This window comes from Eudoraea adriatica DSM 19308 (assembly GCF_000382125.1).
Classification (GTDB): domain Bacteria; phylum Bacteroidota; class Bacteroidia; order Flavobacteriales; family Flavobacteriaceae; genus Eudoraea; species Eudoraea adriatica.
In genome coordinates this window covers 587936-603356 of the sequence record NZ_KB907546.1, presented here as the reverse complement: position 1 = coordinate 603356, position 15421 = coordinate 587936, and the positions used below count along the sequence as shown (strand labels likewise).

Sequence of the window (15421 nt, the reverse complement as noted above, 5' to 3'; positions counted from 1 at the left end):
TTACATTTACCTGGATTTAATCAGAGTCAATTTTAAGTACGGTAACATTTGTTACATGTACTTTATTAAATAAATTCTTAATTTTATTACTTTGGATATAAACTAATCTAATGAAAAGACGAAACTTTGTTAAAAAGGCAACCTTAGGTTCCATGGCGTCAGTAATAGGCGCGGATATTGTATTTGGCGCCGTTCTGCCGGAAGGCTATAAACCACTGGCTCTGCAGGACCCTGACCCTTTTAAAATGTTCAATAAGGATACGGGAATGGAAATATTGAACGACAAACCATGGAATATTGAGGCTAAGGCCCACCTTTTGGATGATAAAGTAACGCCTAACAAGTTTATGTTTATACGAAACAATGGGTTAATCCCCGAAAATATAGACATAAATAATTGGACTATAACTTTTGATGGGGAATCTGCAGCTCAGAAGAAAACATATACTCTGGCCGAATTAAAATCCAAATTTCCACAATATACCTATCAATTGACATTGGAATGCGGAGGCAACGGCAGAAGCGAATTCGACCCGCCTGCAAAAGGAAACCAATGGACGGTAGGTGCCGTTTCCTGTGCCAACTGGACCGGTGTCAGGCTAAAGGACGTTCTCGAAGATGTTGGTATAAATGACGATGCGGTTTATATTGGTTATCACGCGGCCGATGTGCATCTGAGCAGGGATCCGGGGAAAGAACCTATTTCTCGGGGTGCTCCTATGGTAAAGGCCCTTCAGGAAGAAACCCTGCTTGCCTTTAAAATGAACAATGAGGATATTCCGCTTGCACATGGTTACCCGATAAGACTGGTAGCAGGAGGCTGGCCCGCTTCTGTTTCGGGAAAATGGTTAAATGGAATCAGCATACGAAATAAAGTTCATGATGGTACAAAAATGACCGGAGACGCTTACAGGGTTCCATGTTATCCGGTGGCACCGGGAGAAAAGGTTAAAGAGGAAGATATGTGTATTATTGAATCCATGCCGGTAAAATCATTGATTACCTATCCAAAATCCGGGGCTATGATCAGTAAGGGTAAAAAACTGGATATCCGCGGACATGCCTGGGCCGGAGAACTTGAAGTAGAACGAATGGAATATTCTATAGATTTTGGTTCCACCTGGCAGACCTGCCCCATAGAAAAACCGTCAAACAGATTGGCATGGCAACATTTTAGCGCTTCCATAGACTTTCCAAAGAAAGGGTATTATGAAATATGGGCAAGGGCAACGGATTCCAGGGGCATAAGTCAACCCATGCTATTACCGGGCTGGAACCCAAAGGGGTACCTGAATAACGCATGTCACAGAATCGCAATAAAGGTTACATAAATGCAGGATCACGCCAAGTTCAAACAACAGGTAAAAGCCATCTACAGACTTATGGCGGGTTTATTCGGCTTATTCATTGTGGCTGCAATAGGAATCCTCCTGTTAGTGTCTAATCCTGACTGGACCCGGAAAAAAGTAACTGAAGTTGAGCCTGAATATGTCGCTATTCCGGAAACGGACGATTTTGACAAAATTGAAAATGGCATACATGTCAGAACCGGGCTTATTGAAGCCGACGGATTAATGACCGTAGTAAATAATTGTACTAACTGCCATTCTGCAAAACTGGTTACCCAAAACAGAATGAATGAAGAACGCTGGATAGCTACCATAAGATGGATGCAGGAAACACAAAATTTATGGGATTTGGGAAATAATGAGGAAGTCATTGTAAACTATCTGGTTACAAATTACCCCCCAAAGAAAAAAGGAAGACGTGAAGTATTATCAAATATTGAATGGTATGATCTTGAGAATTAGTCTTTATGCCGCTTTATATATATTGCTTCTCTCCTGTAAAGGAATCAATGAAACACAAAACAGTGTCTTAACAAATTATGCTTCTACGGAACATCTTATTGAGGCAAAAGAACTGGCTGGAATTTTTGAAGATGAAAATTTAAAAATAGTTGATTTCAGAAGTCCTGAGAATTATCGGGCAGGGCATATAAATGGGTCAATAAATATTTGGCGTACGGATATTTCTGATAATTCACTCCCTTACGAAGGAATGAGAGCAGATAAAGAAAATATTGAGCGGCTATTTAGCAGGTTAGGCATTGAAAATGACGATCTAATCGTAATATATGACGATAAGGGATCATATGATGCAGCCCGTTTATGGTGCCTGTTAAAATCCTATGATTTTGATTCTGTAAAGATATTAAATGGCGGCTTAAACTGCTGGGGCGGGGCAGGTGAAAAACTTACTGTAAAACCAGTATCATATGCTCCTACCCAATTCTACCTTCCCGAAAAAAGCAATGAAAATTTGTGGATTGATAAGGAAGAACTAATTAGCTTACTGGGCAACCGGAACAGTAATATTCGTATCGTTGATACCCGGAGTTCAGAAGAATACAATGGAACCCTCATTAAAAAAGGGGCATCAAAAGCGGGGAGAATACAAAATAGTATTCATATAGATTGGGCAAAAGCGATTGACCTCAGAAATAGTAAAAAGTTCAGGTCTGCTGAAGAATTGCAGGAAATATACAACGTCCTGGAAATGAATTTAAAAGATACAGTTGTTGTTTATTGCCATACCGGTTACAGATCATCTTTAACTACCTTTGTATTAAAAGAATTGTTGGGTTTTGAAAATGTCAGGAATTATGACGGATCCTGGGTAGAATGGAGTTATTTTAATGATTTACCTTATGAAAAAGATAGTTTAATGTTATAAAATAAAAAGTTATGGAAAAATATATCGATGCGTTTGTCTCAGCTTTTACGGGAAGTGTTCAATGGACCTGGAAGTCCATTCTGTTCGAAGTGCCCTGGTATACCAATTATTTTTGGGGCCTGGTAGCTATTTCTTTGGTAGTCTGGATTCTGGAAATCCTCTTTCCCTGGCGAAAGGATCAATCTATTTTTAGAAAAGATTTTTGGCTGGATGCTTTTTACATGTTCTTTAATTTTTTCATGTTCGCCATAGCCATAAGTGGATTCTATAAATTATTGGAAGCCTTATTCAGTGATTTGGGTATTACCTCTAAAAGTCTTGCTATTGTAGATATTTCGGCATATCCCATGTGGCTGCAATTACTTTTGTTTTTTATTGTTCTGGATTTTGTACAATGGTTTACACATGTTCTGCTTCACAAGTATTCATTCTTATGGAATTTTCATAAAGTGCATCATTCTGTCAAAGAAATGGGATTTGCGGCACATCTTAGATACCACTGGATGGAGAATATACTGTACAAACCTTTAAAAACCTTTGGTGTAATGATTTTGGGAGGATTTGAACCCGAACAAGCTTATATAGTTCACTTTTTTGCAATTGCCATTGGTCATTTAAACCACTCGAATATTAAAATTACCTATGGTCCTTTTAAGTATATATTAAACAACCCGGTAATGCATTTATATCATCATGCAATGGATTTACCAGAAGGTAAATATGGTATTAATTTCGGGATCAGCTTAAGTCTCTGGGACTATATTTTCAAGACAAATCATGTTCCCGAAGATAGCGGAACCATTGAGCTTGGTTTCCCCGGAGATGATAAGTTCCCACATGATTTTGTACATCAGAACTTATATGGTTTTGGAAAACCTAAAGATGGCGATTAAGTAAATACCCTTTAATTGTTTTCCTTAAAACTTATGGCCCAGATTCCCCGGACCTCGTCTTCCTTGTATTCGCGGGCCATATCCTTTGGATAAAGCATGTCCAGTCTGGATAAAGTGGAAGTGACAATCTGAACCTCCGGCTTTCCATGACATTGGAGGCACATGGCATTTGTAATTATAGGGGAATAGAAAGTTACCTGTCCATCTTTATTTAAATCCAGAACAGGTTCCAGGGCATTACCGGTTGCAAGTTTCTCTTTAAAGTCTTCTATATGAATTAGCTCTCTGCTGCTTGCTTTATTCAATGGATTCCGGGGCTTATCAGTAACACGTCTTATTTGAGCACCGTATGTTAAAGACAGACTGTCTGTTAACGATAGTGCATTTATATTACAAAATTCGACAGCGCCGTCCGGGCCATTTTTAGCAATGGCTGACATCAACTTCTTGCCCAATGCAGCTTTTGAGGCAGATGCGTATTTCTTACCTAAGCGTTTAAATTTTTCAAGTGTGTCTGTTTCAGCCTGCTGCATATGCTTACACTTACCTTTAGCATTGCTCATGCAAGCCCCTGAGCATTTCTCCATACCACTTCCTTTTCGCTGTCCTTTTCTTTTGCCTTTTCCCTTACCACTGCTATTTTGGAACCAATCTGGTGTTTCAATTTCATTATCATATAAATATTCTGCAATTTGAGAAATTGTTTGATCTGGAAAGGTTTGATAAGGCATAATACCAAATTTATTAAGGGCTCCCGGGATTTTAGAATTTTCCTTATTGGGGCCTTTTACCCAGTTCATAATCTCCTTTACAAATTCATCCCTGGAAGCAGTTGCTTTAAGATAATGCTTCTTAATTGCAATCATAGGTGGTGCAATCAATTCTTGATGCGGGGTTTTGGGATTATGGCAGGGGTAGCACTCTTTTTCCAGCAATTCCCGGCCTATAAGAGACTGATTAGTTAATACATGTGTTTTTGAGATATTTTTGGAATCCTGAATGGTTGTTTTGGGCGAGTCTTTGCATGCAGTTAAACCTACGAACAGGGAAATTAGAAACACGTATTTCATTATTTCGACATTTTACCATTGGCGCAACTTACAAAAGATCTGGCCCTGGCGGCAACCGAATTTTTATACTCAATAGAAGGATACCCAATTGATTTAAGTTTATCCTTGACTAGAATGGCATCATCCATATTTTCACAGGTAAAATGAACAGTCGCCGTTTCTATATCCACATCAATATCAGAAAGAGCATTCATTTCTGACAGCTTACTGATGATTGTTTTGGCACAACCACCACACTTTAGATTTTGAATTATTACGGATGCCTTCATAATTTCTATTTATTTACTTAGGTAATTATAACACTATTGCCATCTTAAAATTCCACCCTTAAGATCATAAATCTTTTCAAAGCCCATTTCAATAAGTTTTCTTGCCGCCTTTTGACTTCTGTTTCCGGACTGGCAATAAAGATAAACAGGTTTGTCCTTTTGTAATTTTTCAAATGATTTTTGAAAATCTCCCGTATTAAAGAAATCTATATTTATGGCCTTTCCAATATGCCACCGTTGATATTCCCTGGCAGTTCTTACATCAACCAACTGCACATTCGGGTCTGAGATAGCCTCCTTATACATGGATGCCTCCAATACTTCAAATTTATCTGATAGTTCAGCTTTAGAACCGAATAACGATTTAAATAATGACATTAATATAGTTTTTTAAATAAATTCAAACGTTCTGGTTGGAAAGGGAACGACCAAATATAATTTGGCCATTCCCGAAACAATCAACCAAAACAAACTTTAAAACAAATTTTTATAACATGGTTGTCGGACATTTATACTCCGATTTCTCAACCTTTGTTTTTTTAATTTCATCAAATCCGTCAGAGACATCAACAAAATCGTCCCAACCCCGCTGCATTAACATGGATGCTGCGATCATACTTCTATAGCCTCCTTCACAATAAAGCACAAAGGGTTTATCCTTAGGAAATTGAGAAAGATGCTGATTTAATTCATTTAAAGGAATATTGATGGCACCAATGACATGTTCGGAATCGAATTCACTTTTTTTCCTTACATCAAAGGCAAGTGGTCCTTCTCCAAAATATGCCTTTTCAAATTGTTCTGCAGTTATCCTTTTAATTCTTTCAACCTGCTTCTTACTTTTTTGCCATGCATCAAATCCACCATCCAGGTAACCAATAGTATGGTCATAACCAACTCTTGAAAGTCTGGTTATGGCCTCTTCTTCCTTACCCGGATAGGTTATTAACAAAATTTCCTGTTTTACATCGGGTATCAATTCTCCAACCCACTGTGCAAAATTTCCATCCAGGCCTATATTTATGCTATTAGGAATATGGCCTCTTGCAAAATCTCTCGGTGTGCGCGTATCCAGCATTAGAGCCTTCGTTTCATTTGCAGCTACTTCAAAGGCATCAGCTGACAAAGGTTTTTCCCCTCTTTCTTTAATGGTGTCCAGACTCTCATATCCTTTAATATTCATCAAAACATTTTGTGGAAAATAACCCGGAGGTGCTGTTAAGCCCGTAAGCAGTTCCTTTATGAACTCATCTTTTGTCATATTAGCCCTAAGCGCATAATTAACTTTTTTCTGATGCCCCAAAGTGTCCGTTGTCTCCTTACTCATCATTTTTCCACAGGCAGAACCAGCCCCATGGTTAGGGTAAACAATCAAATTATCTTTTAGTGGCATTATTTTGTTACGAAGTGAATCGTATAAATGCCCTGCCAGTTTTTCCTCTGTAAGTTCAGAAATTACGTGCTGGGCAAGATCTGGTCTGCCAACATCTCCAATAAATAATGTATCACCGGTTATTATGCCATGCTCCTCTCCATTCTCATCAATTAACAAATAGGTAGTGCTCTCCATAGTATGCCCCGGGGTGTGAATCACTTTAACCTGATAATCGCCAACCCTGAAAATTTGATTGTCTTTGGCAACGGTAGCCTCATATCCGGGTTTGGCAGTAGGGCCAAAAACAATTTCTGCACCGGTTTTTTTCTTTAAATCTAAATGACCACTAACAAAATCTGCATGAAAATGAGTCTCAAAAACATACTTTATTAAGGCATTATCTTTTTTTGCCCTTTCAATATAGGGTTCTACCTCTCTCAATGGATCAAATATGGCAGCTTCTCCTTTACTTTCTATGTAATAAGCTGCATGGGCCAGACATCCTGTATAAATCTGTTCAATTTTCATTTCTTTAATTTTTGTAACCTTACCTCAACTACATCATAAAAGTATTAAGGATATAACACTTTTACAGTAACCAAGGTTACAAAACTCGCTTTTTGACAACCAAAAAAGAATGACAATTATCATTTCACACTGCTATTATCCAATGAGTCCTGTTTGACGCAAATTTATATTTTAAAATTACAAAAATTAGCACCCTTCCACCCCTTGAATGTAACTTTGGTTACACAACTTTCTTTATGGAAACAATACAAAAATCAAAATTCATAAACTACTCATAATAAGGGTTTTATGAGGTTATAAATAAAGATATTTTGACATTAATTCACTCTGTTTGAGGCTTTGTTATGCACGGATATAATCTATGATATTTATCATAAATAATTGATAATGTTGAAGTTAATTTTGATTCAAATTTGAGATATTAACCAGCAATTATCAATAAAAAATAACCTTTGATTGAAGCGGTTAGGATTTGTTTTTAGTTGCATAAATCATTTAAACATGAAAGCATATTTTCTAAAACTTTGTTTTCTATTATTTGCAACTGCTGCCTTTTCACAGGCAGGCCATATCATGCAGGGTGTTGGTGCCGTAAACATGTCGATGGGCGGGGCCGCTACCGGTCAGCCATTAGATATTTCAGGTGCAATTCAATGGAACCCTGCTTCTCTTTCAACATTTGATGAGAAAACCATTAAGTTTGACCTGGGTTTATTCTTCTCCTCTCCGGAATTGAGTTCCACTGTACCCGAGTTTGACAGTACCGGTGCACCCACCGGAAATTTCTTCAGTGGCACAACTGAAGACGACAGAGGTGTTTCTCCTTTGCCAGCTTTAGCCATGGTTTGGGGTAAAGAAGGTAGCAGGCATACCTTTGGTGCTTCGGCTTTTGGAATTAGTGGATTTGGGGTTACTTTCCCGGAAAGCACCACCAATCCCATTAATATGCCACAGAATATGGGCGGATTTGGCCGGGTTGAATCTGATTACAGCTTGTTGCAGTTAGGATTCACATATGCTTATGAACTCTCCGATAAGTTCTCTGTAGGTATTCAACCTACTTTCAACTATGCATCACTCAAATTAATACCAAACCCAACTGCCAATCCAAGTCCAACTGCCGGATATCCATCTGCAGATAAGTCAACCGCTTTTGGTTTTGGAGCTCAATTTGGATTATTCTATGATTCAGGTAATGGATTCTCCGCCGGAGCTTCTTATAAAACGAAGCAGTCTTTTGGCGATTTTACGCTGGAGAACGTTTATCTTGATTCCAGTACCGGCGAGAATAAATTCAAAATAGATTATCCTGCTATGTGGTCCCTTGGCCTTGGTTATTCTGTTGGCCAGTTTGATATTGCAGCTGATTACAGGTATGTGCAATACGATAAGGCTTCCGGGTTTTCAGCCGTAGGTTGGACCCCGACTTTTTCCGTTGCAGGATTTGGCTGGAAGAATATCAGCATTGTTTCTGCGGGAATACAGTTTAAAGGTATAGACAGATTGCCATTACGACTTGGATATACCTACAGTGGAAATCCTATTGAAAGTGATGTGGCATTCTTTAGCGTACCCGCGACAGCGGTTATTAAAAATGCCTTTCAACTGGGCTTGAGTTATGAAATAAGTGATCGTTGGGCAATTGATGGTGTTTACCACATGGGCTTTAGTGGGGAGGCCACTTCAGGACCATTACTTAATCCTCAGTTTATTTCAAACTTCCCTCCTTACGGAGCAATTCCGGGAAGTGAAGTATCCTATGATATGACCACCAGTATGATTATGGTTGGAGCGAGTTACAAATTCCTTAACTAGCAGAGAACCTGATACAAAATATCCGTTCCGGAAAATTAAAAGCGGCATCATAATGGATGCCGCTTTTTTTATTCAGAATTGATGCGGCTGATATTGTAATAATTTGCTGCTAATTTCATCGGATACAACAATTCCTATTTGGTAAGTATATGATCAGGCTAAAAGGCCTATTTTTAATATGTTTCACATGATTCTGTTATACGCCCTTCTAAAAAATAAATTGCATCTTTACAACCCAGAATTCAGAAAATTATCTATATTTATATAGAATTCTCCCCCCCCTATAGTTATATAATTTTGATCACTTAAATTGATAGAAATATGAAATTATTATCCGGGTTAATTGCATTAGTTATTTCCTTTACACTCATTATTTCATGTACTCCGGACAAATCGAAAGAATCCAGGACAGATTCTCAAACCGTGAAAGGATCAGAGGAACCTTTAAAGGTGGGTGAAACCACCAACACCGATGAGGACTTGCGTCGCATTCTTTCTACCAAATATACCGGGGAAACGTATTCGCCATATGCCAAACGTGAATTCGCAACTTTTCCTTTATGGGGAGAGACGCATTTACACACCGGGCTTTCCATGGATGCCGGTGGATTTGGAAATCGGTTGGGCGTGCGTGAAGCCTATCGATTTGCACGGGGTGAAGAAGTAACTGCTTCTTCCGGACAGAAGGCCAGGTTAGCAAGACCTTTAGATTGGTTGGTTGTAGCCGACCATTCTGACGGTTTGGGGTTTATTACCGATCTTTTGGCCGCAGAGCCCTTTGTTATGGAATATGAACAGGGCGAACGCTGGTCTAATGGCTTTAGGGCCGGCGGACAGGAGGCTGTTGAGACTACATTAAACCTTATTACTACCTTTTCACAGGGAGAAGTAGATCCTGAATTGCTTGGCAATTATTCACCGGGTGCTAAAAGGTACAAATCTATATGGGAGGATGTAATTGCCGCAGCAGAAGAATTTAATGATCCAGGGCAGTTTACAGCCTTTATAGGTTTTGAATGGACTTCTTTGGTCAGGGGTGGAAACATGCACCGAAATGTAATTTTTCGCGATGGGGCAGATAAGGCAGGACAAGTAGTACCTTATACTACGCAGGCCCCAATTGGCAGTACGGATCCTCTTGATCTGTATAAGTATCTGGAAGACTATGAAACTAAAACCGGGGGACAAGTACAGACATTAGCCCATAATGGAAACCTCTCTAATGGTATTATGTTTCCTGTTGACGCCCAGTATACCGGTAAAAAGCTAGACAAATTTTATGTAGAGCAGCGTGCCAAATGGGAGCGTACCTATGAAATAACCCAGATAAAAGGTGACGGTGAAACGCATCCTTTCCTTTCTGTGAACGATGAGTTTGCTGATTACTATAAATGGGATATAGGAAATTTGGATCTTTCTGAGGCAAAAACAGATGATATGCTTCAGTATGAATATACACGCGAAGCTCTAAAAAATGGATTGGTCCTGGAGGAAAAATTTGGAACTAATCCTTACAAATTTGGATTGCAGGGTGCAACAGATAGCCATACTTCATTGTCTACCGTAGAGGAAAATAATTTTTTTGGAAAACACACTGGCTATGAACCTTCTCCGGAAAGAATGACACATCCCTTTATGAAAAATGAAAATGGGGAAATACTAGGTTGGTCGCAACTTGCTGCAGGCATTACCGGGGTTTGGGCCAAGGAGAATACCCGGGAGTCTATCTGGGATGCCATGCACCGTAAAGAAGTTTATGCCACCACCGGTCCGCGCATGATGGTTCGCTTTTTTGGTGGCTGGGAATATACCGAAGAAGATATACAAAGCAGGGAACCGGCTTTCGCAGGTTATGCCAAAGGTGTTCCCATGGGAGGTGATCTGGTAAATGCACCTTCCGGAAAATCACCCAGTTTTATGGTCTATGCCATACGAGATGCTATCGGGGCAAACCTGGACCGTATACAGATCATTAAAGGATGGCTTGATGCGAATGGTGATACACATGAAAAAGTTTACGATGTGGCCTGGTCCGGAAATCGAAAACCCGGACGAGATGGTAAGGTCCCGGCAGTAGGAAATACAGTAGACATTGCTACGGCAAGCTGGACCAACACAATAGGGGCGTCTGAACTGGCTACAGTTTGGACAGACCCCGATTTTGACCCGTCTGAACGGGCCTTCTATTATGTCAGAGTAATGGAAATTCCCACGCCCCCCTGGTATTTATACGATGCCTTCCGTTTTGGCAAGGAATTACCCGAGGGTGCCCCAACCAGCCAACAGGAACGGGCCTATACCAGTCCAATATGGTATACACCGGGTTAGATTGTAAAGAAAATTTAAAAGGCGCCATTTAAGGCGCTTTTTTTTATCATTTTAACTAAACAAAAGAATACCCTGCCAAAAAAAATGGCAGGGTATTCCCTAAAATTCACAACGAAGTTTATTAGGTTAGTCGCCTTGTTTAGATAAATAACAGGTGAGTTCCTTCTTCGTTGGCCCTGCCATAAAAGTCCCCGATGGTCAATACCCCATCTAATTCATCAATAAGATCTTCTCTTTCGAGGTGGAACATATCTATGGCCAGTTTACAACCCCAAAGTTTACAACCGGAATCTGATAAAATTTCAAGAAATTCACTAATAGGAGGCATATCTAATTTCTCCATTTCCTTCTTCATCATTTTAGTAGCCAATGCCTCTACTCCCGGCAAACCACCTAACATAGTTGGCATATGCAAAGCAGGGTTACCTACGGTAGCTGTATGCAAATGTTCCAATTTCTTCTTTTGAATTGCTTCCAGTCCAAAAAATGTGAAAAATATTTCGGCCTCAATACCTTCCATCCTTGCCCCATTTGCCATTACAAATGCCGCATATGCATTTTCCAAAGTACCTTTGGAGAGAATAAAAAGCATCTTTTTTACTTGCGTTTTGCTTACCTCTTTTACTTCTGTTTCGCTTTTCTGTTTTATTGTTGTTTCGCTCATCTCTCTTTTTTTATATTAACGTTAAACTCTTAGAATATCTTTTCAAAGGTTAGATACAACTCTTAGGTTTGGGAATCCCTGCAATTAATGTGGATTTTTTAAGAGGTCCTCCCGGAAACAGGCTATAAAATTCTTTAATGTTTATAACACCACTCTTCTTAATACCTCTTATTGACAGGGGTTCTTCTTTTTGGTGTTTGTCCTGCAGGTACTCAATGACATCCCAATGTCTTTCAGTCATTGAAATACCTTCTTCTTCTGCAAGAGAACGACACACTTCCTTATCCCACTGTTTAAAATCGACTAGATAACCTTCTTCGTTAACATCAATTTCCCGATCTGCTATAATTTTTTTCATGTTTTTCTTATTTAGATTTATTTATTTTACTTTTTCTAATTGTTTCCCTTTTTCCGACATTTGTGCATCCACAAATGGTATAGGCACACCTTTTAAGAGCATGTTCCAATATATCCAGCGGAAGGCAAGTTTACCCATATGATTCATTCTGCTCTCTTTTAAGAGTTTTAATGGTCCTACACCGGGAAACGGAAATGTACCTTCAACCGGTTCCGTTGTATAGTTAAAATCTATTAATAATGCTTTACCTCCTCCAGTTTCAATGAAACAATTGGCATGACCATCAAATTCTTCTTTTAATTCCTCACCATTTATATAGCGTAATATGTTTTCGGTTAGAATTTCAGCTTCAAAATGAGCCACCGAACCCGCTTTTGATGCCGGTAAATTGGTAGCATCCCCTATAGCAAATATATTCTCATGATCTGTGGACTGCAGAGTCGCTTTATCGGTAGGAATATAATTGAGATCATCTCCCAAACCTGAGCGTTCCAGCAATGGATCACCCATATTTGTAGGAACGGTTACTAAAAGATCATATTCTACCTCTGTATCCGCGTAATCTATGATCTTGTTATTCTCATAATCTACGCGCTCTATATTAAAATCGGTAACTTCTTTAATATTCTTCTCTTCCAATAAATAATGAAGGGCCTCTGTAGCTCGAGGTTTAGTAAAAGCTCCATCAAGTGGTGTCACAAAGGTTATATCTACCTTATCCCGCATTCCTTTGTTTTTGAAATAGGAATCGGCCAAAAATGCAAACTCCAGCGGTGCTACAGGACATTTAATAGGCATTTCAGTGATGTGGACTACCAGTTTTCCACCCTCCCAGGTTCTAAATTTATCCCTTAATGCCTTGGCACCTTCGTAAGTATAGAAGTCAAAGACATTTTTATACCATTTTGGACTCATCATGCCTTCAATTTCTTCAGGTACAGTTTTCGTTCCTGTAGCTACTATTAAAATATCATACGGCAACTCACGGTTATCTGCAAGCACTACCTTGTTTTTCTCCGGTATTATTAAATCTATTTTTTCCTGGATATAGTTTACCCCTTTAGGTAAAAACTTGGCTCCTTTTTTCTTAACCTGTTTTGTCGTATAAATATCAAATGGAAGAAATAAGAATCCAGGCTGATAATAATGTGTTTTATATTGGTCTACAATGGTTATTTTCCACTCCTTTTTGGGTAGTGTAGATTCCAAATGATTTGCCATCATTGTTCCGGAAGTTCCTGCGCCTAAAATGACTACGTTTTTCATAACTATTTACCTTGTTTAGTTTAAATACAAGACTTTTTTACTTGTATTAAGTGATGTAAAATTAATTATAGGAGGAGCCGTAAAACATGACAAAAGTCATAAATGGGCCTTGTGTAACACTGGTTACTTAGCGGTAATAGCAAGATAAAGCAGAAGTTGTACCTGGATTAGAATTCTCAATATATAACACTCTTTATTTGGCTGTCCAGCCCCCATCCACGGTAAGCATAGACCCTACCATATAGCTACCGGCATCGCTGGCCAAAAATATTGCTGCCCCCTGAATTTCCCGCAATTCTCCCCAACGGCCCAAAGCCGTGGCTCCAACAATGAAATTCTTCGCTTCTTTGGTATTCGCAATCGGAATATTCATTTCAGTTAAAAAAGGTCCGGGACATATGGCATTTACCGTAATATTAAAAGGGGCCAGCTCCAGACCTAAAGCCCTCGTCATTTGAACAACAGCACCCTTACTGGTCGCATAAGGGGTACGATTAGCCAACCCTACCAGTCCAAGGGTACTGGCCATATTTATAATTCTGCCATAATTGTTTTTTTTCATCATAGGAGTAGCTGCGCGTGAAGCATTCCAGGTACCTTCTACGTTCACCTTCATAACCTGATTAAACTCCTCCGGGCTTAGTTCATCTATTGCCCCTCTGATATTAATCCCTGCACTGTTGATCAGAATATCAATTTTGCCAAAATCATTTCCAATTTCTTTTACAACTGCCTCCACCTGAACTAAATTGGTTACATCGGCAGAATAGGCCTTTGCTTTTACTCCAAAATCTTCGGTAAGTTTTTCTGCTGATATTATGCCTTCTTCTAAATTTCTGCTAACCAGGGCAATGGAACAATCTGCAGATGCCAATCCGGCAGCCATTGCAAAACCCAGACCTTTGGAACCGCCTGTGATCATGGCTGTTCGGTCCTTCATATTAAATTGGCTAATTCCAGGTAAAGGTGTTTCTTTCATTTTATTGTTTTTTAAGTTTTATTAACTAAAACCCAGACGCTGCCTGGCATATTTTAGGGACGCTTTATTATTAGCAATTTCGAGGGCCAGAATCTCATCTGCCGGGTTTTTGGATACTACCATTAGGGGTGCAGAACTTTCTTCTTTTTTAATTTTATATAGAAACCGGGCAAGTTCACTTGCTGGCAGTTCATCAAAAGTTGCCCAATATCCTTGTGTTAAATACGGAATTTTCAACGGATCTCTGGTTATCATTTCCAGATTAAAGCGGATATCCGGGTTATGTTTTCTGATTATTGAAATCATTTTGTCCACGTCCAGAATACCATCCCCCAAATTAATTTCTGCCATTAAAAACCCATCTTCATATTCCTCAATGGCCATATCCTTTAAATGAACTGTAAACGCATAAGGTGCAAGTGCTTCTACTACTTCCATAGGATCCTCGAGGAGAGAGATGTTATTGCCTGTATCCAGCGTCACTCCTACCCACTCGCTGTCAATAAGTTTCAGAATTTCTATCATTTCTGCAATCCGCCAATCTTTATGGTTCTCAACTGCGAGCTTAACGCCATATCTGCGAACCACAGGTTCTGCCAACCTTAAAGAATATATTGATTTTTTTCTGAATTCCTGAAAAGCGCTCATGCTATCAAAAGTCTCGTATCTGCGGCCCGATAAACATGCTGTCCTAAGAATATCTGCCCCGGCTTCCTTAGCTGCAGTAACTTCGGTAGTAAATCTTTGAAGGTCAGAGTCATCTTTTGGCAATCTAATCTGGCCTTCAAAAAAGAGTTCTAATTCTTCAACCCTTTCTTTTACTTTTTTTGCATAGGATGCATCCCATCCACGAACACTGAACTGTACACCACCAAATCCGGCAGTACTGCAGTGCTCAATCATTTGTAAGGAATCTGTAAAAGGCGGATACGATTTGCTATCTAATTTTGCATACCTGCGCTGCATATAGGATGCCTCAGCAATACCAAACCGCATTTCAGAAACTGTGGTAGAAAAGGAAGGAATTACAGGCAAAGACATAGTTAATAACCCGGCGGAACTACTTTTTTTTATAAAACTTCTTCGCTTCATTAGTTTAAATTATCTTTTGTCCATACTAATTAGTCTGATCCCTTTAAA

15 protein-coding genes are annotated in these 15421 nt (G+C 39.2%); 6 read left to right on the top strand and 9 right to left on the bottom strand.

Features of this window, described 5'->3' with window-relative positions:
* Positions 1-110 precede the first annotated feature (110 nt).
* Genes G504_RS0102920 through G504_RS0102905 form a run of 4 tightly spaced genes read left to right on the top strand, consistent with a single transcriptional unit; the run spans position 111 to position 3629 of the window.
* Positions 111-1331 (top strand): sulfite oxidase, encoded by a 1221-nt coding sequence (locus G504_RS0102920; RefSeq protein ID WP_019668639.1) that lies wholly within the window; start codon positions 111-113, stop codon positions 1329-1331.
* On the top strand, positions 1332-1811 hold the full coding sequence (locus G504_RS0102915; protein ID WP_019668638.1) for a hypothetical protein: 480 nt from the start codon (positions 1332-1334) through the stop codon (positions 1809-1811).
* Positions 1795-2736 (top strand): sulfurtransferase, encoded by a 942-nt coding sequence (locus tag G504_RS18205; RefSeq protein ID WP_019668637.1) that lies wholly within the window; start codon positions 1795-1797, stop codon positions 2734-2736. Before G504_RS0102915 ends, G504_RS18205 begins: the two co-directional genes overlap by 17 nt.
* An 11-nt stretch (positions 2737-2747) precedes the next feature.
* Positions 2748-3629, top strand: a complete 882-nt coding sequence (locus G504_RS0102905; protein WP_019668636.1) for a sterol desaturase family protein — start codon at positions 2748-2750, stop codon at positions 3627-3629.
* Positions 3630-3640: 11 nt separating this feature from the next.
* Here G504_RS0102905 and G504_RS0102900 read toward each other — a convergent pair whose 3' ends face one another.
* From G504_RS0102900 to G504_RS0102885, 4 genes are all read right to left on the bottom strand, one after another.
* On the bottom strand, positions 3641-4699 hold the full coding sequence (locus G504_RS0102900; protein ID WP_019668635.1) for a Tll0287-like domain-containing protein: 1059 nt from the start codon (positions 4697-4699) through the stop codon (positions 3641-3643).
* A complete protein-coding gene (locus tag G504_RS0102895) occupies positions 4699-4968 on the bottom strand; it encodes a heavy-metal-associated domain-containing protein (RefSeq protein ID WP_019668634.1) in 270 nt (89 codons plus the stop codon). The genes G504_RS0102900 and G504_RS0102895 overlap by 1 nt, the downstream gene beginning before the upstream one ends.
* A gap of 33 nt (positions 4969-5001) precedes the next feature.
* Positions 5002-5346 carry a rhodanese-like domain-containing protein gene (locus G504_RS0102890; protein ID WP_019668633.1) on the bottom strand — a complete coding sequence of 115 codons (345 nt, stop codon included), beginning with the start codon at positions 5344-5346 and terminating at the stop codon, positions 5002-5004.
* Positions 5347-5455: 109 nt separating this feature from the next.
* On the bottom strand, positions 5456-6871 hold the full coding sequence (locus tag G504_RS0102885) for an MBL fold metallo-hydrolase (protein ID WP_019668632.1): 1416 nt from the start codon (positions 6869-6871) through the stop codon (positions 5456-5458).
* A gap of 501 nt (positions 6872-7372) precedes the next feature.
* Between G504_RS0102885 and G504_RS0102880 the strand changes: the two genes are divergently transcribed.
* Together G504_RS0102880 and G504_RS0102875 are read left to right on the top strand one after the other, a co-directional pair.
* Positions 7373-8686 carry an OmpP1/FadL family transporter gene (locus G504_RS0102880; protein ID WP_019668631.1) on the top strand — a complete coding sequence of 438 codons (1314 nt, stop codon included), beginning with the start codon at positions 7373-7375 and terminating at the stop codon, positions 8684-8686.
* A 321-nt stretch (positions 8687-9007) separates the two neighbouring features.
* A complete protein-coding gene (locus tag G504_RS0102875) occupies positions 9008-11014 on the top strand; it encodes a DUF3604 domain-containing protein (protein WP_019668630.1) in 2007 nt (668 codons plus the stop codon).
* 139 nt (positions 11015-11153) lie between these two features.
* Here G504_RS0102875 and G504_RS0102870 read toward each other — a convergent pair whose 3' ends face one another.
* The 5 genes from G504_RS0102870 to G504_RS0102850 all read right to left on the bottom strand — a co-directional run bounded on the left by G504_RS0102870 (position 11154) and on the right by G504_RS0102850 (position 15373).
* A complete protein-coding gene (locus tag G504_RS0102870) occupies positions 11154-11678 on the bottom strand; it encodes a DsrE/DsrF/DrsH-like family protein (protein ID WP_019668629.1) in 525 nt (174 codons plus the stop codon).
* A gap of 49 nt (positions 11679-11727) precedes the next feature.
* The gene (locus G504_RS0102865) at positions 11728-12036 is read right to left on the bottom strand and encodes a TusE/DsrC/DsvC family sulfur relay protein (RefSeq protein ID WP_019668628.1); all 309 of its coding nucleotides are present in this window, start codon (positions 12034-12036) and stop codon (positions 11728-11730) included.
* Between the two features lie 21 nt (positions 12037-12057).
* Entirely contained in the window at positions 12058-13302 is a 1245-nt protein-coding gene (sqr, locus tag G504_RS0102860; protein ID WP_019668627.1) for a type III sulfide quinone reductase, selenoprotein subtype, read from the bottom strand.
* 193 nt (positions 13303-13495) lie between these two features.
* On the bottom strand, positions 13496-14281 hold the full coding sequence (locus tag G504_RS0102855) for an SDR family NAD(P)-dependent oxidoreductase (RefSeq protein WP_019668626.1): 786 nt from the start codon (positions 14279-14281) through the stop codon (positions 13496-13498).
* Between the two features lie 21 nt (positions 14282-14302).
* Positions 14303-15373 (bottom strand): sugar phosphate isomerase/epimerase family protein, encoded by a 1071-nt coding sequence (locus G504_RS0102850; RefSeq protein ID WP_019668625.1) that lies wholly within the window; start codon positions 15371-15373, stop codon positions 14303-14305.
* Positions 15374-15421 lie beyond the last annotated feature (48 nt).

Coding starts and splice junctions, on each gene's coding strand:
- G504_RS18205 (WP_019668637.1), top strand. CDS start 1,795: ATGATCTTGAGAATTAGTCTTTATGCCGCTTTATATATATTGCTTCTC.
- sqr (WP_019668627.1), bottom strand. CDS start 13,302: ATGAAAAACGTAGTCATTTTAGGCGCAGGAACTTCCGGAACAATGATG.
- G504_RS0102920 (WP_019668639.1), top strand. CDS start 111: ATGAAAAGACGAAACTTTGTTAAAAAGGCAACCTTAGGTTCCATGGCG.
- G504_RS0102870 (WP_019668629.1), bottom strand. CDS start 11,678: ATGAGCGAAACAACAATAAAACAGAAAAGCGAAACAGAAGTAAAAGAG.
- G504_RS0102900 (WP_019668635.1), bottom strand. CDS start 4,699: ATGAAATACGTGTTTCTAATTTCCCTGTTCGTAGGTTTAACTGCATGC.
- G504_RS0102850 (WP_019668625.1), bottom strand. CDS start 15,373: ATGAAGCGAAGAAGTTTTATAAAAAAAAGTAGTTCCGCCGGGTTATTA.
- G504_RS0102895 (WP_019668634.1), bottom strand. CDS start 4,968: ATGAAGGCATCCGTAATAATTCAAAATCTAAAGTGTGGTGGTTGTGCC.
- G504_RS0102890 (WP_019668633.1), bottom strand. CDS start 5,346: ATGTCATTATTTAAATCGTTATTCGGTTCTAAAGCTGAACTATCAGAT.
- G504_RS0102875 (WP_019668630.1), top strand. CDS start 9,008: ATGAAATTATTATCCGGGTTAATTGCATTAGTTATTTCCTTTACACTC.
- G504_RS0102880 (WP_019668631.1), top strand. CDS start 7,373: ATGAAAGCATATTTTCTAAAACTTTGTTTTCTATTATTTGCAACTGCT.
- G504_RS0102915 (WP_019668638.1), top strand. CDS start 1,332: ATGCAGGATCACGCCAAGTTCAAACAACAGGTAAAAGCCATCTACAGA.
- G504_RS0102885 (WP_019668632.1), bottom strand. CDS start 6,871: ATGAAAATTGAACAGATTTATACAGGATGTCTGGCCCATGCAGCTTAT.
- G504_RS0102865 (WP_019668628.1), bottom strand. CDS start 12,036: ATGAAAAAAATTATAGCAGATCGGGAAATTGATGTTAACGAAGAAGGT.
- G504_RS0102855 (WP_019668626.1), bottom strand. CDS start 14,281: ATGAAAGAAACACCTTTACCTGGAATTAGCCAATTTAATATGAAGGAC.
- G504_RS0102905 (WP_019668636.1), top strand. CDS start 2,748: ATGGAAAAATATATCGATGCGTTTGTCTCAGCTTTTACGGGAAGTGTT.